18 protein-coding genes and 1 pseudogene are annotated in these 20079 nt (G+C 71.6%); 4 read left to right on the top strand and 15 right to left on the bottom strand.

Annotated features, from left to right (window positions below):
- The 5 genes from ACFWBB_RS11510 to ACFWBB_RS11490 form a co-directional block, all read right to left on the bottom strand.
- Window positions 1-621 (bottom strand): ATP/GTP-binding protein, encoded by a 621-nt coding sequence (locus ACFWBB_RS11510; RefSeq protein WP_385269596.1) that lies wholly within the window; start codon window positions 619-621, stop codon window positions 1-3.
- On the bottom strand, window positions 602-1024 hold the full coding sequence (locus tag ACFWBB_RS11505) for a DUF742 domain-containing protein (RefSeq protein WP_385269594.1): 423 nt from the start codon (window positions 1022-1024) through the stop codon (window positions 602-604). The genes ACFWBB_RS11510 and ACFWBB_RS11505 overlap by 20 nt, the downstream gene beginning before the upstream one ends.
- Complete coding sequence (locus ACFWBB_RS11500) at window positions 1021-1428, bottom strand: roadblock/LC7 domain-containing protein (protein ID WP_020128346.1); 408 nt, start codon at window positions 1426-1428, stop codon at window positions 1021-1023. The genes ACFWBB_RS11505 and ACFWBB_RS11500 overlap by 4 nt, the downstream gene beginning before the upstream one ends.
- Complete coding sequence (locus ACFWBB_RS11495; protein ID WP_385269592.1) at window positions 1425-3053, bottom strand: sensor histidine kinase; 1629 nt, start codon at window positions 3051-3053, stop codon at window positions 1425-1427. Before ACFWBB_RS11495 ends, ACFWBB_RS11500 begins: the two co-directional genes overlap by 4 nt.
- A gap of 302 nt (window positions 3054-3355) precedes the next feature.
- Window positions 3356-3982, bottom strand: coding sequence for a TetR/AcrR family transcriptional regulator (locus ACFWBB_RS11490; RefSeq protein WP_385269590.1), 627 nt, complete (start codon window positions 3980-3982; stop codon window positions 3356-3358).
- Between the two features lie 170 nt (window positions 3983-4152).
- Between ACFWBB_RS11490 and ACFWBB_RS11485 the strand changes: the two genes are divergently transcribed.
- Genes ACFWBB_RS11485 through atzF form a run of 4 tightly spaced genes read left to right on the top strand, consistent with a single transcriptional unit; the run spans window position 4153 to window position 10871 of the window.
- A complete protein-coding gene (locus tag ACFWBB_RS11485) occupies window positions 4153-4980 on the top strand; it encodes an urea amidolyase associated protein UAAP1 (protein ID WP_385269588.1) in 828 nt (275 codons plus the stop codon).
- The gene (locus ACFWBB_RS11480) at window positions 4977-5636 is read left to right on the top strand and encodes an urea amidolyase associated protein UAAP2 (protein WP_385269586.1); all 660 of its coding nucleotides are present in this window, start codon (window positions 4977-4979) and stop codon (window positions 5634-5636) included. Before ACFWBB_RS11485 ends, ACFWBB_RS11480 begins: the two co-directional genes overlap by 4 nt.
- A complete protein-coding gene (locus ACFWBB_RS11475) occupies window positions 5633-9160 on the top strand; it encodes a 5-oxoprolinase/urea amidolyase family protein (RefSeq protein WP_385269584.1) in 3528 nt (1175 codons plus the stop codon). The genes ACFWBB_RS11480 and ACFWBB_RS11475 overlap by 4 nt, the downstream gene beginning before the upstream one ends.
- A gap of 55 nt (window positions 9161-9215) precedes the next feature.
- Window positions 9216-10871 (top strand): allophanate hydrolase, encoded by a 1656-nt coding sequence (atzF, locus tag ACFWBB_RS11470; protein WP_385269582.1) that lies wholly within the window; start codon window positions 9216-9218, stop codon window positions 10869-10871.
- Window positions 10872-10963: 92 nt separating this feature from the next.
- Here atzF and ACFWBB_RS11465 read toward each other — a convergent pair whose 3' ends face one another.
- The 10 genes and pseudogenes from ACFWBB_RS11465 to ACFWBB_RS11420 form a co-directional block, all read right to left on the bottom strand.
- Window positions 10964-13822, bottom strand: a complete 2859-nt coding sequence (locus ACFWBB_RS11465) for a DEAD/DEAH box helicase (protein WP_385269580.1) — start codon at window positions 13820-13822, stop codon at window positions 10964-10966.
- 156 nt (window positions 13823-13978) lie between these two features.
- Window positions 13979-14217: pseudogene (locus ACFWBB_RS11460) on the bottom strand (sphingosine kinase); the annotation flags it as partial.
- 31 nt (window positions 14218-14248) lie between these two features.
- The gene (gene tatC, locus ACFWBB_RS11455; RefSeq protein WP_385269578.1) at window positions 14249-15208 is read right to left on the bottom strand and encodes a twin-arginine translocase subunit TatC; all 960 of its coding nucleotides are present in this window, start codon (window positions 15206-15208) and stop codon (window positions 14249-14251) included.
- Window positions 15209-15256: 48 nt separating this feature from the next.
- The gene (tatA, locus tag ACFWBB_RS11450; RefSeq protein ID WP_385269576.1) at window positions 15257-15544 is read right to left on the bottom strand and encodes a Sec-independent protein translocase subunit TatA; all 288 of its coding nucleotides are present in this window, start codon (window positions 15542-15544) and stop codon (window positions 15257-15259) included.
- Window positions 15545-15827: 283 nt separating this feature from the next.
- Window positions 15828-16022, bottom strand: a complete 195-nt coding sequence (locus ACFWBB_RS11445) for a hypothetical protein (RefSeq protein ID WP_385269574.1) — start codon at window positions 16020-16022, stop codon at window positions 15828-15830.
- A gap of 19 nt (window positions 16023-16041) precedes the next feature.
- Entirely contained in the window at window positions 16042-16332 is a 291-nt protein-coding gene (locus ACFWBB_RS11440) for a hypothetical protein (protein WP_385269572.1), read from the bottom strand.
- Window positions 16329-17408: a helix-turn-helix transcriptional regulator gene (locus ACFWBB_RS11435; protein ID WP_385269570.1), complete on the bottom strand. Its 1080-nt coding sequence runs from the start codon at window positions 17406-17408 to the stop codon at window positions 16329-16331. Before ACFWBB_RS11435 ends, ACFWBB_RS11440 begins: the two co-directional genes overlap by 4 nt.
- Window positions 17409-17426: 18 nt before the next feature.
- Window positions 17427-18404, bottom strand: coding sequence for a helix-turn-helix transcriptional regulator (locus tag ACFWBB_RS11430; protein ID WP_385269568.1), 978 nt, complete (start codon window positions 18402-18404; stop codon window positions 17427-17429).
- 130 nt (window positions 18405-18534) lie between these two features.
- On the bottom strand, window positions 18535-18906 hold the full coding sequence (locus ACFWBB_RS11425; RefSeq protein WP_385269566.1) for an FKBP-type peptidyl-prolyl cis-trans isomerase: 372 nt from the start codon (window positions 18904-18906) through the stop codon (window positions 18535-18537).
- Between the two features lie 65 nt (window positions 18907-18971).
- Window positions 18972-19976: an FKBP-type peptidyl-prolyl cis-trans isomerase gene (locus ACFWBB_RS11420; RefSeq protein WP_385269564.1), complete on the bottom strand. Its 1005-nt coding sequence runs from the start codon at window positions 19974-19976 to the stop codon at window positions 18972-18974.
- Window positions 19977-20079 lie beyond the last annotated feature (103 nt).

Genomic DNA, 20079 nt, shown 5'->3' with positions numbered 1-20079 from the left:
TCAGGTGAGGCTGCGGGTGAGGGCCAGGGTGTGCAGGAAGCGCATCAGGGTCATCAGGACGTCGCGGCTGGAGGCGCGGCGGCGGACGTCGCACTCCACGATCGGGATCTCGGGCGGCAGGTCGAGGGCGGCCCGCAGGTCGTCCATGGGGTAACGGGGCCCGTCCGGGAAGGTGTTGACGGCGACGACGAAGGGCACGCCGCCCTCCTCGAGCCGGCCCATGACCTCGAAGCTGACCTCGAGGCGGCGGGTGTCGACCAGGACGACCGCGCCGAGCGCGCCCTCGAACAGGCCGTTCCACAGGAACCAGAAGCGTTCCTGGCCGGGCGTGCCGAAGAGGTAGAGCACGACCTGCTCGGTGATGCGGATCCGGCCGAAGTCCATGGCCACGGTGGTGGCGGTCTTGGTCTCGGAGCCGTAGTTGTCGTCGACTCCGATGCCCGCCTGGGTCATGGTCTCCTCGGTGGTCAGCGGCCTGATCTCGCTGACGGAGCCGACCATGGTGGTCTTGCCGACGCCGAAGCCGCCCACGATGACGATCTTCGCCGCGGCCGTGGTGGTGTGCGGCAGACGGTCCTCGGCCCGTGGGCCGGGGACCGTGTCAGAGCCGTTGAAGTCCATGCATCACCGCTTCGAGAAGGGAACGGTCGGGGAGCTGCTGCCGGACGATGGGGGCGCGCGCCTGGACGAGCTCGGCCGCCAGCATCTCGGTGAGCAGGACCGTCACCACGCTGAACGGCAGGCCCAGATAGGCCGAGATCTCGGCCACCGACAGCGGGGCGGCGCACATCCGCAGCACCGCCGTCTGTTCCGGGGTGGCCGACGAGGGCGGTTCGGCACGCGCCACGACCAACGTGACGAGGTCGACGGGCGCGCGTTCACCGTCCGCGCCGGTGATGATGTACAGCCGCTCCGGGTTCTTGCCCTCCCCCTCCTTCCCCTCCTTCCCCTCCTGGTCCTCCTTCGGGGGCGGTGGGGGCGGCTGCGGCAGGGGTTGTCGCCGACGGCGTTGCGGAGGCGTCATACGCTGTGCCCGTTGCGCCGGGGCGGACTGGTGAGATGGGCGCCGATGCGGACCACGAGGTCACGCATCATGCCGCTCATCCGACTGGCCTCGCAGCGCACGTCGGCGAGGACGGCGAGGTAGGCGTTGGCGCCGGCCGACATCATGTAGAAGTAGCCGCCGCTCAGGTCGATGACGACCATGTCCATCTCACCGGTGCTGGAGTGGATCTCCTGGCCGACAGCGGCGGCCAGGCTCTGGAGGCCCGCGCAGGCGGCGGCGACCCGGTCGGCCGCGTCGGGGTCTCCTGCGTAGCGGGCGATGCGCAGTCCGTCGGCCGAGAGGACCACGATCATCTCGATGCCCGGAACCCCGTCGTAGAGCTCCTTGAGCAGCCAGTCGAAGTTTTGGCGCTGCTGGATCACGTGAGGTCCCCTTCATCGTCGGCCTCGGTCTTGGCCTTGTCTTCGAGCAGGTGCAGGTATGCGGTGGGATTGCGGGTGAAGTCGGTGGGGTGCACGCCGGGCGGGGCCGCTTTGACCAGGCCCTCCCAGAAGGCCTCGAACGCCAGGCCGGGCTCCCGCTTCTTCTGGGGCTCGGGCTCGGGCTCCGGCCGGCGCTGCGCGAACGGGTCGGGCTTGCCCAGGCGCTCGGCCTCCTGGGCGGCGTACGCCTCGGCGTAGCGCTGGGTGATCGGGATGGTGGTCTTGCTGCGGCGCTGCGGCAGGCCCTGATCGGTCCACTCGGTGACCTCGGGCACCTCGTCGTCGGTCAGGGAGATCCCGGCCGGGATGCGCGCGTTGGTGGGGCGGCGCTTCTTGGGCGGGCGCTTGGGCCCCTCGCCGATCGTGCTCAGGTCGATCTGCGGTACGGCGGTGGCGCCGATGCCGTGCGCGAAGCCGGGGGCCGGATCGGAGGTCTGCATCTCGCTCGGCACGATGAGGACGGCCCGGACGCCGCCGTAGGCCGAGGTGCGCAGCGAGACCTGGAGGTTGAACGACGTGCACAACCGGCCGACGACCGCGAGGCCCAGGCGCGGGGTGCCGCCGACGTCCTGGATGTCGACGCCCGCCATGGCCAGTTCCAGCATGCGTTCGGCCTTGGCACGGGCCTCTTCGCTGAGGCTGACCCCGGCGTCCTCGATCTCGATGGCGATCCCGGTCTGCACCTCGACGGCGTTGACGTGCACCTTGCTCTGCGGGGGCGAGTAGCGGGTGGCGTTGTCGAGGAGTTCCGCGAGCGCGTGGATGAGCGGCTCGACGGAGAGGCCGCGGATGTTCACCTTGGCGATGGAGTCCAGCTGGATCCGGCGGTACTCCAGGATCCGGGACATCGCGCCGCGCAGCACGCTGTACAACGGGACCGGCTGGGGCCAGTTGCGGCTGGGCCGGCCGCCGCCGAGCACGCCGATGGAGTCGGCGAGGCGGCCGATCAGCGCGGTGCCGTGGTCGATGCGCAGCAGGTCGTCGAAGACCTCGGGGTTGCGGCCGTGGTCCTCCTCCATCTCCCGCAGTTCGGCGGCCTGTTGGTGGACGATTGCCTGGACCCGGCGGGCGATGCTGACGAAGGAGCGCTGGGCGGAGTCGCGCAGGGATTCCTCGTGGTCGACGATGTCGAGGATCTTCCTGATCACGGCGCGCTGTGCGTCGTCGAGTTCGCGGAAGTCGGGATCACCCTCGCTGAGGTCGCGCATCACCTCCCTGGGGGAATTTCCGGCGCGCAGCCACGCCACCGCGTCGGGCACGAACTCCTCGGCGAGGCGGCGGTTCTCCTCCGCGTGGCCGGCCACGCGCCGTTCCAGGTACGCGACGCGCTGGTCCCGCTCCGCGCGCAGCTCCCGCAGGCGCCGCCCACGGCGCACCGATTCGGCTCCCGCCGCGATCACCAGAAGGGTGGCGACGGCTCCGCAGACGCCGACGGCGAGCCGGGCCTGCGTCGCCACCAGGGCGACGGCGGCTCCGGTCGCCGCGGCCATCAGTATCGCCGGCAGCAACAGCACGCGCGCGTAGGGAAGTTCTCGGCGACCGGGTGGGGACTGAACACTCACCATGTGGGCACCCTCTGTAGGGGATCTGTCGGCATCTTCGGGAATTTTGGGGAACAAGCGCACGAATACGCCTCAACTCGGTGCGCCGCGGGCGAGCTTAGTCCGACCGGATCATCGCCGTGTCATATTCGGCGACCGCCTGAAACCACTTCCGTACGTGGAGTAACCTCAGGGCATTTGCACGCTGGGCATTCGCTCGAACACTGTGCGTAACGGTGGACGGGTGTGCGAAACACTTCACCGGGACGGATGAGACGAGCAGCCGCACGCGCCGACGAGCACCCGCAAGTGGCGTGAGGCGGCGCTCAGTTCCCCGCGATACGCAGCGCCGCGTCGGCGGTGGCGCGGGCGAACTCCGAGACGGAGCGGTCGGGATCCGAGCGGTGAACGAGGATGACGCCCTCGATGAGGCCGAAGACGAGGTCGGTGCGCAGATCCAGCCCGCTCTTCGTGAGCGCGCCGCCCGCCGCCGTGGCGGCGATCAACTGGCGGTAGGCGTCCTTGAGTTCGGCGCGCACGGCATGGAAGCCGGCGAACCGCTCGGTGCGCACCTCGGGCAGCAGGTAGAGGCCGCCGAGGTTGTGCGAACCGCCGCACAGCAGCTCGACGTCCGTGCGGCACAGCTCCCGGAGCCGGTCCTCGGCCGTCCGTGAGTCGTCCGCGAGCAGCTCACGGGCGCAGGTCAGCGAGGGCGTGACCGTCGACTCCAGCAGCGCGGCGAGCAGCTCCTCCTTGCCGGAGACGTAGTGGTACATGGAGGCCTGGCGCATCCCCGCGCGTTCGGCGACGGCCCGGGTCGTGGTGGCGGCATAGCCCCGCGCGGTGAACAACTCCGCAGCGGCCACGAGAAGTTCGGCGCGCGGCGTGAGTCCGCTGTCCGGGCGCTGCGCGGCCCGTGGGCGGCCCACTCGGCGTCCGCTGCTCGTCCCCATGCGTTCGATCCTCGCACACGGCCCCCGCCGGCGATCTTGCGGCGGTCCGGTGAGGTGTCGGTAACCGGTCCGCAACCCGGGGGCAACGGCGGCGACCCGGCCCGGACCTAATTTCTGTCGGGCGACAGAAATACCGCGACAGGGGCGGTACCGAGCTGCGGAGGTCCGCAATGGCGGCGACAGCGACCACGTACGGAGCACGCGCCCATGCCCGGGCGCAGGAGGGCGCCCGGGCCGAGGCCATGCCGGTCGTCCCGGCCCGGGACTGGCCGAACCCGCCCTGCGAGGCGGGCCATCTGGTGTGGGCCGAGACGGTCGCGGGCGGCAACTACACCCACCGGGTCCTCGCGCGCGGCACCGAGCTGCGCCTGACCGACCCGCACGGTGACGCCTGCGCCCATCTGCTCCTCCACGTGGACGGCCGGCCCTGGGAGCGGCTGAACGTCGCCGACACGGTCAAGGTCCAGTGGAACGCCTACCTGGGCGAGGGGGTGCTGCTCCTGTCCGACCAGGGCCGCGTGCTGGCCTCGGTCGTCGCCGACACCTCCGGCCGGCACGACGCCCTGTGCGGCACCTCCACCCTCGTACGCAACACCGAGCGCTACGGCGCGGGCAGCCCGCAGTCCGCCTCCCCGGCCGGCCGGGAGCTGTTCAAGCTGGCCGCCGCCAAGAACGGCCTGGAGCCCCGCGACCTGCCGCCCTCGCTCTCCTTCTTCCAGGGGGTGGAGGTGCGGGACGACGGCATCCTGGACTTCACCGGATCGGCGGGCCCGGGCGGCAGCGTCACCCTGCGCGCCGAACAGGACGTGACCGTGCTGATCGCCAACGTGCCGCACCCGGCCGACGACCGGCCGCGGTACGTCAGTACCCCGCTGGAGGTCCTCGCCTGGCGGGCGGCGCCCACCCGGCCGGGCGACCCGCTGTGGGACGCCACCCCCGAGGGCCGCCGCGCCTTCCTCAACACCGTCGAATTCCTCACCGCGAGGGGGCTCGCATGAGCACCAGTTCAGTGGTCGCGGCGCGCGCCGCCTGGTCCTCGGTCGTCCGCGAGGGCGAGACGCTGACCATCACCGACCTGCACGGGAACCAGGCCGTCGACTTCCTCGTGTACGACGCCCACGACACGTCCGTGCGCTACAGCGCGCCCGACACCATCCACGCCCAGGGCGGCATCTTCCTCACCACGGGCAGTGTGCTGATGTCCAACGAGCACACTCCGCTGATGACGGTGACCGCTGACGCCGTGGGCCGCCACGACACCGTCGGCGGCGCCTGCTCCAAGGAGTCCAACACCCTGCGATACGGCCACCACACCTTCGCGCAGCACGCGTGTGTGGACAACTTCCTCGCCGAGGGCGCCCGGCACGGCCTCGGCAAGCGGGACCTGGTCTCCAACATCAACTGGTACATGAACGTGCCGGTCGAGAAGGACGGCACCCTCGGCATCGTCGACGGCCTCTCCGCGCCGGGCCTCTCGCTCACCCTGCGCGCGGAACGCGACGTCCTCGTCCTGGTCTCCAACTGCCCCCAGATCAACAACCCCTGCAACGGCTTCGAGCCGACGGCGGTGGAGATGACGATCACCGGATCCGCCACGGACGACATGAACGACACGGACGACACGGCCGAGGCACGGGACGGGGACGCGGTATGACCTTCGACAAGCTGCTGATCGCCAACCGGGGCGAGATAGCCGTCCGGGTCATCCGCACGGCGCGCGCCATGGGCCTGCGCACGGTCGCGGTCCACTCCGACCCCGACCGCTCGGCGCCCCACGTCCGGCTCGCCGACGAAGCCGTACGGCTCGGCCCGGCCCCGGCGAAGGAGTCGTACCTCGACGCCGACCTGGTGCTGAAGGCGGCCAAGGACACCGGCGCCGGCGCGATCCACCCGGGTTACGGCTTCCTCTCCGAGGACGCGGCCTTCGCGCGCCGCTGCGCCGACGCGGGGATCGTCTTCGTCGGTCCGACCCCGGAGCAGCTCGAGCTGTTCGGCGCCAAGCACACGGCCCGGGCGGCGGCGGAGGCGGCGGGGGTGCCACTGGCCCCCGGCTCGGGACTCCTGGCGGATCTGCCCGAGGCGCTGGAGGAGGCCCGGCGTATCGGTTACCCGGTCATGCTCAAGGCCACCGGCGGTGGCGGCGGGATCGGCATGTCGGCCTGCCGTTCGGCCGCCGAACTGACCGACTCCTGGGAGCGAGTCCAGCGCGTCGCCGCCGCCTCCTTCTCCTCCGCAGGCGTCTTCCTGGAACGGCTCGTGGAGCACGCCCGCCATGTCGAGGTGCAGGTCTTCGGCGACGGCGCGGGCCGGGTCGTCACCTTCGGCGACCGCGACTGCTCTCTCCAGCGCCGCAACCAGAAGGTCGTGGAGGAGGCCCCGGCCCCCGGCCTGCCCGCGCACATTCGCAAGCAACTCGCGCTCAGCGCACATGACTTGTGCGCCTCCGTCGGCTACCGCTCCGCCGGGACCGTCGAGTTCGTCTACGACGCCGCCCGCGAGGAGGCCTGCTTCCTGGAGGTCAACACCCGCCTCCAGGTGGAGCATCCGGTCACCGAGGAGATCTACGGCGTCGATCTCGTCGCCTGGATGCTGCGCCTGGCACGCGGCGAGCGGGACGTCGTACGCGACCCGGGGCGGCCGCGCGGCCACGCCGTGGAGGCCCGTCTCTACGCGGAGGACCCGAGCCGCGAACACCGCCCCAGCGCGGGCCTGTTGACGCGGGTGGAGTTCCCGGACGGGGTGCGGGTCGACGGCTGGGTGGAGACCGGCACCGAGGTCACGACGTCGTACGACCCGATGCTCGCGAAGGTGATCGCGTACGGCCCGGACCGGGAGCACGCGCTGCGCCGCCTCGACGAGGCACTGGCCCGCACCCGCGTCGACGGCATCGAGACGAACCTCGGGCTGGTCCGGGCCGCGCTGGCGGACTCCCGCTTCGTGACGGCGACCCATTCGACGGCGACCCTCGCCGGCGTCACCGACCCGACCCCCCGCGTCGAGGTCGTCTCCGGCGGCACGCTCACCACCGTGCAGGACTGGCCCGGCCGCACCGGCCACTGGCAGGTCGGCGTGCCGCCTTCCGGGCCGATGGACGACCGCTCGTTCCGCCTCGGCAACCGGGCGCTCGGCAACCCCGAGGGCACCGCGGGGCTGGAGTGCACCCTCCAGGGCCCTGCCCTGCGCTTCACCCACGCCACGACGGTGTGTGTGACAGGCGCGCCCGCGCCGGTCACCGTCGACGGTACGGCGGTGCCGCAGTGGGAGCCGGTGACCGTGCCGGCCGGAGCGCTGCTGGAGATCGGCGCGCCCGGCGAGCACGGTCTGCGCACGTACGTCCTGTTCGCGGGCGGCCTGGACGTCCCCGCGTTCCTCGGCAGCGCGAGCACGTTCACGCTGGGCCGGTTCGGCGGCCACGGCGGACGGGCGCTGCGGCCGGGGGACGTCCTGCACGGCGGGACGATCGCGGAGGGCGCCGCCGCGCCCGTCCCGGACCGTCCGGAGTTCGACCGCCCGGAGTTCGCCCCGGTCTGGCACATCGGCGCGGCCGAAGGCCCGCACGCGGCACCGGAGTTCTTCACCGAGGACGACATCCACGGCTTCTACGCCGCCGACTGGAAGGTCCACTTCAACTCGGCCCGCACCGGTGTGCGTCTGGTCGGTCCCAAGCCGCGCTGGGCACGCACCGACGGCGGCGAGGCGGGGCTGCACCCGTCCAACATCCACGACACGCCCTACTCCGTCGGCGCCGTCGACTACACGGGCGACATGCCGGTGCTGCTCGGCCCCGACGGCCCCTCGCTCGGCGGGTTCGTGTGCCCGGCGACGGTCCTCAGCTCCGAGCGCTGGAAGCTGGGCCAGCTGCGCCCGGGCGACACGGTCCGCTTCGCGCCGGTGGGCGTGGACGGCGCGCCGCGCCCCGGGATCGTCGACGGGGGCGTGCTGGCCCGCGACGCCGACGTGACCTACCGGCGCAGCGGCGACGACAACCTGCTGGTCGAGTTCGGTCCGCTCCAGCTGGACCTGGCGCTGCGCATGCGGGTCCACGCGCTGATGGAGGCGGTGGCCGCGGCGGACCTGGCGGGCGTCACCGACCTCACCCCGGGCATCCGCTCGCTCCAGATCCAGACGGACCCCAACCGTCTCCCGCAGCACGAACTCCTCGCGCTCGTGCGGGAGATGACCGCGGCTCTGCCGCCCACGGACGAACTGGTCGTGCCCTCCCGCACCGTGCATCTACCGCTGTCCTGGGACGACCCGGCGACCCGCGAGGCCATCGCCCGCTACATGGCGGGCGTCCGCGACGACGCCCCCTGGTGCCCCTGGAACATCGAGTTCATCCGCCGGATCAACGGCCTGGACACCGTGGCCGACGTCTACGACACGGTGTTCGCCGCGGAGTACCTGGTCCTGGGCCTGGGAGACGTCTACCTCGGCGCCCCGGTCGCCACCCCCCTGGACCCGCGCCACCGTCTGGTGACGACGAAGTACAACCCCGCGCGCACCTGGACGGCCGAGAACTCGGTGGGCATCGGCGGGGCGTACCTCTGCGTCTACGGCATGGAGGGACCCGGCGGGTACCAGTTCGTGGGCCGGACGACCCAGGTGTGGTCGCCCTGGCAGCAGCGCGGCGCGTTCGAACCCGGCTCGCCCTGGCTGCTGCGGTTCTTCGACCGGATCCGCTGGTATCCGGTCGACGCGGACGAACTCCTGGAGCTGCGGGCGGACATCGCCTCGGGCCGTTTCGTGCCGCGCATCGAGGAGGGCACCTTCTCGCTCGCCGGTCACCAGGCCTTCCTCGCCGAACACGCCCAACCCATAGCGGAGTTCAGGTCCCGTCAGCAGACCGCGTTCGCGGCGGAGCGGGACGCCTGGGAGGCGGCGGGCGAGTTCACCCGGGCGGCGGCCGCCACCGCGCCGGCCGCGCCGCCGGCCGAGGTGGCGGTGCCGCCCGGCGGCCGGCTGGTCGAGGCCGAGTTCGCGGCCTCCGTGTGGCAGTTGAACGTGTCGCCCGGGGACGAGGTGACGGCGGGGCAGCCACTGCTCGCCCTGGAGGCGATGAAGATGGAGTCCAGGGTGCACGCGCCGGTCGACGGCGTGGTTTCACGGGTCCTGGCCCGACCCGGCGACCAGGTCGAGGCGGGCACGGCACTGCTCGTCCTCGCCCCGGCCGCGAGCTGACCCCATGCACCGAGCCAACCTCATACACCGAGCCGACCCCATGCCAGGAGCACCCATGTCCACGACCGTGTCCCGCGTCCGTGCCGCCTACGCCCGTATCGAGGCCGCGGACCGCCCGGAGATCTGGATCGACCTGCGGCCGCGCGCGGACGTCGAGGCGGAGGCCCGCACGCTCGACGAGCGGCTGGCGCGGGGCGAACGCCTCCCGCTCGCCGGCCGGCTGCTCGCCGTCAAGGGAAACATCGACGTGGCCGGACTGCCCACCACCGCGGGCTGCCCGGCGTACGCCTACGAGCCCGCCGCCGACTCCCCGGCCGTCGCCCGCCTCCGCGCGGCCGGCGCGCTGGTGCTCGGCACCACGAACCTGGACCAGTTCGCGACCGGCCTGGTGGGCACCCGCTCCCCGCACGGTGCGGTCCGGAGCGCCGTGGACCCCGCGCGGGTGAGCGGCGGCTCGAGCTCCGGTTCGGCCGTCGCGGTGGCCCTCGGCATCGCCGACCTCGCCCTGGGCACGGACACGGCCGGTTCGGGGCGGGTCCCGGCCGCCTTCAACGGCATCGTCGGTCTGAAGCCCACCCGGGGGCTGGTCCCCACGGAGGGCGTCGTCCCGGCCTGCGCCTCGATCGACTGCGTGACGGTGTTCGCCCGCACGCTTCCCGAGGCCGAACAGGCCCTGGCCCACATGGCGTCACCGGCCGGCCGCGATCTTCCCGCGATCCCGGCCCGGAAACCCGGCCCCTGGCGCGTCGCGGTCCCGCCCCTCGACCAGCTGGGCGAGCTGGACCGGGGCTGGGCGGAGGCGTACGAGGCGGCGGTGCGGCAGCTGGAGGCGGCCGGCGCCGAGATCCACGGCATCGACCTCACGCCGTTCACCGAGGCCGCCGCGATGCTCTACGAGGGCGCGTTCGTCGCCGAGCGCTACACCGCCGTGGGCACCTTTGTCGACAAGTTGATCGCGGAGGGCGGCGAGGGCCTGGACCCGACGGTGGCGGGCATCATCACCCGGGCCCGGGACATCCCGGCCCACCGGCTCTACTCGGACGCCGAACGCCTGGCGGTCCTGCGCACCCGCGCCCTCGCGGAACTGGCCGACTCGGACGCCCTGTTGCTGCCCACCACACCCGGTCACCCCACCCTCGCCGAGGTCGCCGCGGACCCGCTGGGCGCCAACGCCCGCCTGGGCCGCTTCACCAACTCGACGAACCTCTTCGACCTGGCGGCGGCGGCCGTCCCGGCCGGCGAGGTGAACGGCCTCCCCTTCGGCGTGATGCTGGCCGGCCCGCCCTTCACGGACGAGCGGCTGGCGCGGATCGCGAGCCTGCTGCGACCCCGGGCATACGTCGCCGTGGTGGGCGCCCATCTGACCGGCCAGCCCCTGAACCCCCAACTGCTGTCGCTGGGCGCGGTGCTGGACCGTACGACCACGACCGCCCCGGTCTACCGCCTGCACGCCCTTCGCACCGCCCCGCCCAAGCCGGGTCTGGAGCATGTGGGCGAGGGGGGCGCCGCGATCGAGGTGGAGATCTGGCGCCTCCCGGCGGAGGGCGCGGGCCGCCTGCTCGCCGCGCTCCCCCGCCCGATGGCCCTCGGCAGTGTGGAACTCGCCGACGGCAGCCAGGTCCCCGGCTTCCTCTGCGAGCCGTCCGCCCTCACCGACGCGGAGGACATCACCGCGTACGGAGGCTGGCGGGCGTATCTCGACAAGCGCTGAGTCGAGCTGCTGGAAGACGCGGGCCGCACCGATGTGCGGCCCCGCCCCGTGGCGCGACCAGCCACGCACGATCCGCGCCCCGGCGGACGGCGTCACCCCACCGACGAATAGGCGACAACCCCCCGCAGCAGCTCGTCGACCGCCTTGCGGGCGTTCTTCGCCACCGTCGAACCCCCGGCGGAGCCGGGAGCCGCCGCGGAGATCTGCCCCAGCACGTCGATGACCTGCTTGCACCAGCGCACGAAGTCACCGGCGGGCATCTCCGCCTCGCGCAGCACCTCGTCGAGGCCCTTGCCCGAGGCCCACATATAGGCCGACCAGGCGAAGCCGAGATCGGGCTCGCGCTGCCCCACGCCCTCGGTCTGACTGATCCGGAAGTCCTCTTCCAGGGCGTCCAGCCGGCCCCAGATACGGACCATCTCACTGAGCGCGGCCTTCGCCTTCCCCGAGGGCAGCTTCGGCGCCATGGCGTCGTCCCCGGCCCGCGACTCGTAGACCAACGCCGACACACAGGCGGCCAGTTCGGCGGGGGCCAGCCCCTCCCACACACCGGCGCGCAGGCATTCGCTGGCGAGCAGGTCGAGCTCGCCGTAGAGCCGGGCGAGCCGCTTGCCGTGCTCGGTGACCTCGTTGCCCCGCAGATAGTCGAGTTCGGTCAGCAGCGCCACGATCCGGTCGAACGTACGGGCGATCGTGTTGGTGCGTCCCTCGATCCGGCGCTCCAGCTGCGAGGTGTCCCGCAGCAGCCGGTGGTAGCGCTCGGCCCAGCGGGCGTGGTCCTCCCGGTCGGAGCAGCCGTGACAGGGGTGCGCGCGGATCTCGGTGCGCAGCCGGGCGATCTCACGGTCGTCGGCGGCCTGGGAGCGCTGCTTGCGGGCCCGCTCCGGCGGGATGTGCCCGGCCTTGGTGCGCAGCGCGGAGGCGAGATCGCGGCGGGACTGCGGCGAGCGCGGGTTGAAGGACTTCGGGATCCGCATCCGGTCCAGTGCCTCGACCGGCACCGGGAAGTCCATCGAGGCCAGCCGCTTGACCTGCCGCTCGGCGGTGAGGACCAGCGGGCGCGGCCCGTCCTGGTGGTCGAAGCCCCGGTGGCCGTTGGCCCGGCCGGCGGGCAGACCCGGATCGAGCACCAGCGCCAGCCCGGCGTACTTGCCGGTGGGCACGTGGATGACATCCCCCGGCTTGAGCTTCTCCAGCGCCACGGCGGCCTCGGTGCGGCGCTGGTTCGCCCCCTGCCTGGCCAGTTCCGTCTCACGGTCCTTGAGGTCGCGGCGCAGCCGTGCGTACTCGTCGAAGTCACCGAGGTGGCAGGTCATGGAGGTCTTGTAACCCTCGAGACCCTCCTCGTTGCGCTGCACCTGCCGGGAGATCCCGACCACCGACCGGTCGGCCTGGAACTGTGCGAACGAGGTCTCCAGCAGCTCGCGCGAGCGGTGCCGCCCGAACTGCTCGACCAGGTTGACCGCCATGTTGTACGACGGCTTGAAACTGGAGCGCAGCGGGTAGGTGCGGGTGCCCGCGAGCCCGGCCAGGTGCTCGGGGCTCATCGCGCGCTGCCACAGCACGACAGCGTGCCCCTCGACGTCGATGCCCCGTCGGCCCGCGCGCCCGGTGAGCTGTGTGTACTCGCCGGGTGTGATGTCGGCGTGCTGCTCGCCGTTCCACTTGACGAGCTTCTCCAGCACCACCGAGCGGGCGGGCATGTTGATGCCGAGGGCGAGCGTCTCGGTCGCGAAGACGGCCTTGACCAGGCCGCGCACGAACAGCTCCTCGACGACCTCCTTGAAGGTCGGCAGCATGCCCGCGTGGTGGGCGGCGATGCCGCGCTCCAGGCCCTCCAGCCACTCGTAGTAGCCGAGGACGTGCAGGTCCTCGTGGGGAATGGCGGCGGTGCGCTCCTCGACCAGGGCGCGGACCTCGGCGCGTGCGTCCTCGTCGTTCAGCCGCAGCCCGGCGTACAGGCACTGCTGGACGGCGGCCTCACAGGCGGCACGGCTGAAGATGAACGTGATGGCGGGCAGCAGCCCCGCCGCGTCGAGACGCTCGATGACCTCGGGCCGCCCCGGAGTCCACACCCGCGAGCGCTGCCTGCGCTCCCGCTCACGGTCGGCCTCACGCATGTTGCGGCCACGTCTGCGGTCCTGGTACGAGGGCCGGGTCGCCTCCATGCGGGCCAGCCGGGCGAGGTCGGGGTTGACGGCCCTGCGCTGGCCCTCACCCTCCTCGAACAGGTCGTACATCCGCCGCCCGGCGAGCACGTGCTGGAACAGCGGCACGGGCCGGTGCTCGGAGACGATCACCTCGGTGTCCCCGCGCACGGTGTCCAGCCAGTCGCCGAACTCCTCCGCGTTGGACACGGTCGCCGACAGCGAGACCAGGGTGACCGACTCGGGGAGATGGATGATCACCTCCTCCCACACGGCGCCCCGGAAGCGGTCGGAGAGGTAGTGCACCTCGTCCATCACCACGTACCCGAGGCCGAGGAGGGTCTGCGAACCGGCGTACAGCATGTTCCGCAGCACCTCGGTGGTCATCACGACCACCGGGGCGTCGGAGTTGACGCTGTTGTCGCCGGTGAGCAGGCCGACCTTGTCGCTGCCGTAGCGCCGGCACAGATCGGAGAACTTCTGGTTCGACAGCGCCTTGATGGGGGTCGTGTAGAAGCACTTCTTGCCCTGCTGGAGGGCGAGATGGACGGCGAACTCACCCACGATCGTCTTCCCCGAGCCGGTCGGGGCGGCCACCAGGACGCCCTTGCCCGCCTCGAGCGCCTGGCAGGCCTCGATCTGGAAGGGGTCGAGACCGAAGTCGTACATCTCGCGGAAGGACGCGAGCGCGGTGGCCTGCTCGACGGCGCGCTTACGTGCTGCCGCGTACCGCTCGGCCGGTGAGAGATCCTCTGTCATCGTGCTTTCGAGCGTACCGGGCCGCACTGACAACAGGACGATCATTATCCGGATCCGGTGCCTCCAAACCTTCGTACGCCCAGCTCACGGGCGCACGGGCAGGCGGCTCGAGGGGCCTGAAGACCCGCACCGCACCCGGTACGCACCGCCCGGTGAGCGGCACCTTCATGGGCCGCTCCCCGTCCGCGTATCCGCACCTCCGGGAAGACCCGGCGCTCTGGGGAAGTCGTTGCCGGTAACGACGGCGGTCAGGGCGCCGGTGCCGCTTTCTGCGGCGCGGCGGCACGCGCGCGTGCAAAGGCGTCCTCGGCGTCCGACCCGAGGACAGTGCGCGCCGTTCGACCGACCGCCCGCAACGCGGAGGCGGCCGGCCGCGCTGCGTGAGCGCCCCGGCCGCGGCCCGCCGCGGGATTGGCGAAGAGAGTGATCTCGCTGGTCAGGGGGATGGCCGCTCGAGCTCTTCGAGGTTCGTCAGGTCACGTCGTCATAACCGTTGACCCGGTCCGTGCTCGCCTGCTCCGGCAGTGCGCGGCTCGCGCTCACCGACTCGACCTCGCCGATGTCCTCGGGGCTGAGGTCCAGCTCGGAGGCCTCGTCGTCGGCCGGGCCCAGGGCGTCGCGGCGGCGCCTGCGTCGGTCGTTGAGCAGGGAGAAGGCGGTCGCGCCGAAGTACAGGATCCAGATCGGTCCGGCGAGCGCCAGCATCGAGATGGGGTCGGTGCTGGGCGTGGCCACGGCGGCGAACACCGTGATGCCGATGATCATGCCTCGCCACCAGCCGAGCATGCGCTTGCCGGTGACCATTCCCGTGAGGTTGAGGAAGATCAGCAGCAGCGGCAGCTCGAACGAGAGGCCGAAGACGACGACCATGCGCGTGACCAGCTGGAGCAGGTCGTCCAGTGGCAGCAGGTTGCTGACGCCGCCGGGGGTGAAGTCGATCAGCACCTTCGCGGTGGTCGGCAGCACCCGGTAGGCGAAGTAGCCGCCGCCCATGAACAGCGGGGCGCCCATGCCGACGAACGCGTACGCGTACTTGCGCTCGTGATTGTGCAGACCGGGGGCGATGAAGGCCCACAGCTGGTAGAGCCACACCGGCGAGGCGAACACGACTCCGGCCATCAGGGAGACCTGGAGGGCCAGCGTGAAGGGCGCGAGCAGGCCGTTGATCGTGATGCTCGCGCACTTGTTGGTGGAGTCGCCCGACCTGAGCTGGCCCGCGATCTCCTCGAAAGTCTTCCCGCAGCCGACCGAGTCGAGGATCGGCTTGGTGAGGAAGTTGATGATGTCGTTGTAGAAGAAGGCGGCCACGACCGTCACGAGGACGATGGCCAGCATCGCCTTGGCGAGCCGGTTGCGGAGCTCGCGAAGGTGATCCGCGAGGGGCATCCGCCCCTCGGGGTCCTTCTCCTGTTTGCGGGCAGGCTTCAGCAACCCACGTTCCCATCTCGTGCGGGCGGGCCGGAGGTCACCGGCCCCGCGTCAGCGCTTGGTCGTGTCCGTCGGCTCGCTGACCGGACGCGAGCTGGTCACGTCGCCGGGGGCGGCCTGGATGGTGCGCTGAACCGGGGGCTGCTCGCCGTCGTTGGGCGGACCGGCCGGGGTGGCCGTGCTGCTGCCCTCTTCCTTCATCGCCTTCGCCTCGCTCTTGAGGATGCGAGCCGACTTGCCGAGCGAGCGCGCCATGTCGGGAAGCTTCTTGGCGCCGAACAGCAGGATGACGACCACGAGGATGAGAATGATCTCGGGGGCGCCGAGCCTTCCGAACATAAGTCTTTACCTTCTCACCGAGGCTGCGGGGGCGGGTTGCCGTCCGATCGGTCGGACGCCTGTCCGAACGATCGTGTTGACAGCGATCGTAACGCTCAGGGGTAAACGTGAGGCAATCCCTGTGCGTACTCCCGGTCAGCGGTCCGGGCCTCGTTCTCCGAGCCGCGACCAGCAGCGTACCTGCCCCTCCCGCCGCGACGGGAGGGCGAAGTGGCCCAAAGCGCATTGCCCTCAGGACTCACAGGACGGCCACAGCGGTCCGCGAGGGTCACCACAGCAGTCGTCACAGAGGGTCCACAGCGCGGGCCGCGCTCACGGCGGCCCGCTCCAGATCCTGGGCCGCCCGGTCGATACGGCGCGCGGACTCCGTGACCTGCCGGCCCAGACGCCGCGCCTCCGTGAAGACCCGCACGGCGAACACCGCGAGGACGGCGAGACCCGCAAAACCCATGGCAACCGCGAACATCGGCCAGAACATGGGGCGAGCCTAGACCGTCCTAAGGGGTGTGCAGCCGCAGGGTCCTGACCCCGCCGCCGGTGAGGAGTTCGACGATCTGCTCACCGGCCGGCTTGCGCACGGCCGCACCGCAGTCGGGGCAGGTGAAGGAGTAGAAGGTGGTGCGGCTGGACGCGCCGATCGCCAGGCGCAGGGCACTCGCGGCCAGCTCGAAGGCGCCCCGGCAGTCGGGGCAGCCGGCCCTGAACCGCACCGGGCCCACGCTCCGCATGCCCGCGAACGCGGAGGCCACCGAGACGGCCCGCACACCAGACGCCGTCGACTCGCTCAAAGCCCCTGCTCCCGCCCGTCGTACTGATCCTCGTCCCGCGGCCCCGGCCGCTCGCCGTCGACCGCGTGCGGCCCGTCGGCCGCGCCCTGCGCCTCGATCCCGTCGTACGCGGCCAGCGCCTCACCGGCGGCCCGGCGGGCGCTGTCGGCGAGCTCCGGCGGCGAGACGATCCGGCCGTCGCGGCCGAGCCTCAGCGCCAGACGCCTGAGCGAGGCGGGTTCGGGCGTGCGCAGAGTAATACGCAGCCCGCCGTCGGGAAGCTCATCGGCGCTGTCGTGCGGGTAGTACTCGGCGACCCAGCGGCCGCCCGGGCCGACCTCGACGACGACCTCCGGGTCCTCGGCGGCCGGCTGCACCAGCCCCTCCGACAGGTCCCGCAGCTCGATCTCGGGCGGTGCGGACGGCTCGTCCAGGATCCTGATCTCGGCGACCCGGTCCAGCCGGAAGGTACGGCGAGCCTCCGACCGGCGACACCACGCCTCCACGTACGTGTGTCCGACGCTGACCAGACGGATGGGGTCGATCTCGCGCTCGGTCACCTCGTCCCGGGCCGGCGAGTAGTAGCGGATCCACAGCCGGCGCCGCTCGGAGATCGCCCGGTCGACGTCGGCGAAGACCCCGCCCTCCGACTCGAACGTCACCGACAGCCGCGCGCTCGCGCCCGCCGCCTCCCCCGCCGCGGCCTCCACCTTGGCCGTCGCCCGCAGCAGCGCCTGCCGGTCGCCCTCGCGCAGGCCGGGCAGCGTGGACACCGCCCGGGCCGCCACCAGCAGCGCGGTCGCCTCGTCGGCGGCCAGCCGTAGCGGCTCGGCGGCCTCCGCGCCGAGGGCGGCCGGGTTGTGCCACCAGATGCGCTCACCGTCGGTGTCGATGTCGAGGAGGTCCCCGCCACGGAAGCTGGTGCCGCACATGGGCAGCACGTCGAGGTCCGAGACCAGTTCGTCCTCGGTGATCCCGAAGGCGCGCGCCACGTCCTCGATCCGTGCGCCCGGGCGCTCCCTGAGATACGTCACCAGGGAGAGCATCCGCCGGGTCTGGTCGATCGCGTTCGCCGGCCTGACCGGTTTGCCTGCCACTGTGTTGCTCGCTCCCCCTCAGCCCTTCGCCACGGCCCGTAGCCGGTCCACGACGTCCGCACGCAGCTCGGCGGGGTCCAGGACCACCACGTCCGGCCCGAACTCCACCAGCCAGGCGTCCAGCCCGTGCCCGTACGGAATCTCCAACTCGTCCCAGCCGTCCCCGAGTTCCCGCACCGAGGTGGCCTTCGCCCGCAAGGGGTACCCGGAACCCGTCCGCAGCCGGATCAGCGCGCTGCGATCGGCGGTCTCCCCCGCCCAGCTGGCGACCGTCTCACGGACCGTGACGACATCGGGGACCGGTACGGTGAAACTCGTCCCGCGCGAGCGCACCCTGCCGGTGATCCGCGACAGCCGGAAGACGCGCTCGGCGCCCCGGTCGCGGTCGAAGCCCGCCAGGTACCAGTGACCGCGCCAGCACTCCAGCGCCCACGGCTCGACATGGCGGGGCTCCGGGTGCGCGGCGGTGGCCTTGCGGTAGTCGAACATGACGGGCCGGCGGTCGCGGCAGGCCAGCATCAGCGGCTCGAACGCGGCCTCGTGCACCGGGATCCGGGGCTCCAGGGCGCCGTGTGCCTCGTACGGGTCGACGTCCTCGGGGAGGCCCGCCGCGCGCAGCTTCTGCAGGGCGCCGCTCGCGGCCCCCGCCAGCCGGGCCTGCTGCCACACCTTGGCGGCCAGGCCGAGCGCCGCGGCCTCCTCGGCGTCGAGGGTGATGGCAGGCAGCCGGTTGCTGTCCCTGCGGGCGAGGTAACCGATCTCGCCGTCCAGGCTCTCCACGGTCTCGATGACCAGGCCGAGCTCGCGCAGATCGTCCTTGTCCCGCTCGAACATCCGGTTGAAGGAGTCGTCCGACGCCGCCGTCCCGTTCCCGGACCGGAAGGTCTCGACGTACGCCTCGATGGAGTCGCGCAGCTCGCGCTTGCTGAGCGGCCGCCGCGTCCCCAGCAGACACAGCGCCAGGTTCATCAGTCGCTCGGCCTTGGCAATGGCCATCGACGCCCTTCGCCTCCCCTATGGTGCTTACGATCGACGACCGTACCGCTCCGTGGTCCCCGGACAAAAGCCGAGGGCCCATGCCCGGGCAGGCATGGGCCCCAGATGATCAACGCTGGTCGTACGACGGTCAGACCCCGAGCAGGTCCACCACGAAGATCAGCGTCTCGCCGGGCTTGATCGCCGGGGTCGGGCTCTGGTTGCCGTAGGCGAGGTGCGCCGGGATGGTCAGCTGGCGACGGCCGCCGACCTTCATGCCCTGCACGCCCTGGTCCCAGCCCTTGATGACCCGTCCGCCGCCGAGCGGGAAGCGGAACGGCGTCCCGCGGTTCCAGCTGGCGTCGAACTCCTCACCGGTGCTGAAGGCGACACCGACGTAGTGGACGCTGACGGTGTGGCCGGCCTGCGCAACCTCGCCGTCGCCCTCCCAGATGTCCTTGATCTCGAGGTCTGCCGGGGGCTGGCCCTCGGGGAAGTCGATCTCGGGCTTGTCAATGCTCACGTCACTGGCTCCTGCATGTCTCACGGAAAGGCAACAACACGGACAGTCTTACACCTTGGGCGGCCTCATGCCTTTGCGAGGATGTCCACCGTGAACACCATCGTGGAGTCCTTCTTGATGCCGCTGCCGCTCGGCGGGTTGTCGCCGTAACCCAGCGACGGCGGAACGACGATGACGACGCGGCTGCCCACCTTCTTGCCGGTCAGACCCTGCGCCCAGCCCTTCACCACCTGCTGGAGCGAGAACGACGTCAGCGCACCGCGGCCGTACGTCGAGTCGAACTCCTTGCCCGTGTCCCAGATGACGCCCTTGTACTGCACCAGCACCGTGTCGTCCGCCGCGAGCGCGGCGCCGTCTCCTTCGATCACGTAGTTGCTGACCAGTTTGGTCGGCGCCTTCCTCTTGGGGATCTCGATCGAGGGTGCCTTGCCGTCGGTGTTCGTACCGACCTTCGGCACCGCGGCGTCGTCCTGCGGCACGTCCTTGCCCTTGGCCGAACTCTTCGCGTTGAACGTGTCCTGGATGTCGAACACGAACACCAGCGTGTCGGTGCCCTTGATGCCCGTCTGCGCGTCGCCGTCCTTGCCGAAGGCCCAGGTCGGGGGCACGGAGAACAGCACCCGGCTGCCGACCTTCTTGCCCGTCAGCGCGTAGCGCCAGCCATCGATGGTGCCGCCCTGCGCGAGCTGGGTGAACAGCGGCTTCTTGGTGTCGTAGGTGTTGAGGAGGACCTTCCCGCTGTCCCAGATCTGGCCGAGACAGTTGGCCTGGATGTAGTCCTTCTCCGCGACGGTCCGGCCGCTGCCCGCGATCACCGTCTTCACCGCCAGCTGGTCCGAGGGCTCACCGGTGCCCTTGGCGATCGTCGGCTTCTCGTCGAACTTCACCCCCGCCGTGATGGCCGGCAGCGGACCGTCGACGATCTTCGGCGGCGGAGCCGCGGACGTGGCCCCCGCGGAGGGCGACGCGCCGTCTTTCGCCTTGCTCGTGTCGGACTTGTCGTCGCCGCACGCGGCGAGAGTGACCAGTCCCGCGGGTACGGCGGCAAGGATGAGTGAGCGTCGGCGCACGATGAAAGCCTCGTAATCGGTCGATCTTCTGATGGCGTGCGCGCAACTCTACGACGTGAGACGGGCACCGTACGGGAAACGTACGGTGCCCGTGTTGCGTTCC

The organism is Streptomyces sp. NPDC060000 (assembly GCF_042737375.1).
GTDB lineage: Bacteria > Actinomycetota > Actinomycetes > Streptomycetales > Streptomycetaceae > Streptomyces.
The sequence above is the reverse complement of the archived record's forward strand: the minus strand, read 5'-3'. Positions and strand labels throughout refer to the sequence as shown.

Bases quoted from the DNA above. Each gene is read 5' to 3' on its own strand.
- ACFWBB_RS11430 (WP_385269568.1), bottom strand. From the start codon at position 18,404: ATGGCCATTGCCAAGGCCGAGCGACTGATGAACCTGGCGCTGTGTCTG.
- ACFWBB_RS11485 (WP_385269588.1), top strand. From the start codon at position 4,153: ATGGCGGCGACAGCGACCACGTACGGAGCACGCGCCCATGCCCGGGCG.
- ACFWBB_RS11480 (WP_385269586.1), top strand. From the start codon at position 4,977: ATGAGCACCAGTTCAGTGGTCGCGGCGCGCGCCGCCTGGTCCTCGGTC.
- ACFWBB_RS11490 (WP_385269590.1), bottom strand. From the start codon at position 3,982: ATGGGGACGAGCAGCGGACGCCGAGTGGGCCGCCCACGGGCCGCGCAG.
- ACFWBB_RS11505 (WP_385269594.1), bottom strand. From the start codon at position 1,024: ATGACGCCTCCGCAACGCCGTCGGCGACAACCCCTGCCGCAGCCGCCC.
- ACFWBB_RS11475 (WP_385269584.1), top strand. From the start codon at position 5,633: ATGACCTTCGACAAGCTGCTGATCGCCAACCGGGGCGAGATAGCCGTC.
- ACFWBB_RS11510 (WP_385269596.1), bottom strand. From the start codon at position 621: ATGGACTTCAACGGCTCTGACACGGTCCCCGGCCCACGGGCCGAGGAC.
- ACFWBB_RS11445 (WP_385269574.1), bottom strand. From the start codon at position 16,022: ATGTTCTGGCCGATGTTCGCGGTTGCCATGGGTTTTGCGGGTCTCGCC.
- ACFWBB_RS11495 (WP_385269592.1), bottom strand. From the start codon at position 3,053: ATGGTGAGTGTTCAGTCCCCACCCGGTCGCCGAGAACTTCCCTACGCG.
- ACFWBB_RS11465 (WP_385269580.1), bottom strand. From the start codon at position 13,822: ATGATCGTCCTGTTGTCAGTGCGGCCCGGTACGCTCGAAAGCACGATG.
- atzF (WP_385269582.1), top strand. From the start codon at position 9,216: ATGTCCACGACCGTGTCCCGCGTCCGTGCCGCCTACGCCCGTATCGAG.
- tatA (WP_385269576.1), bottom strand. From the start codon at position 15,544: ATGTTCGGAAGGCTCGGCGCCCCCGAGATCATTCTCATCCTCGTGGTC.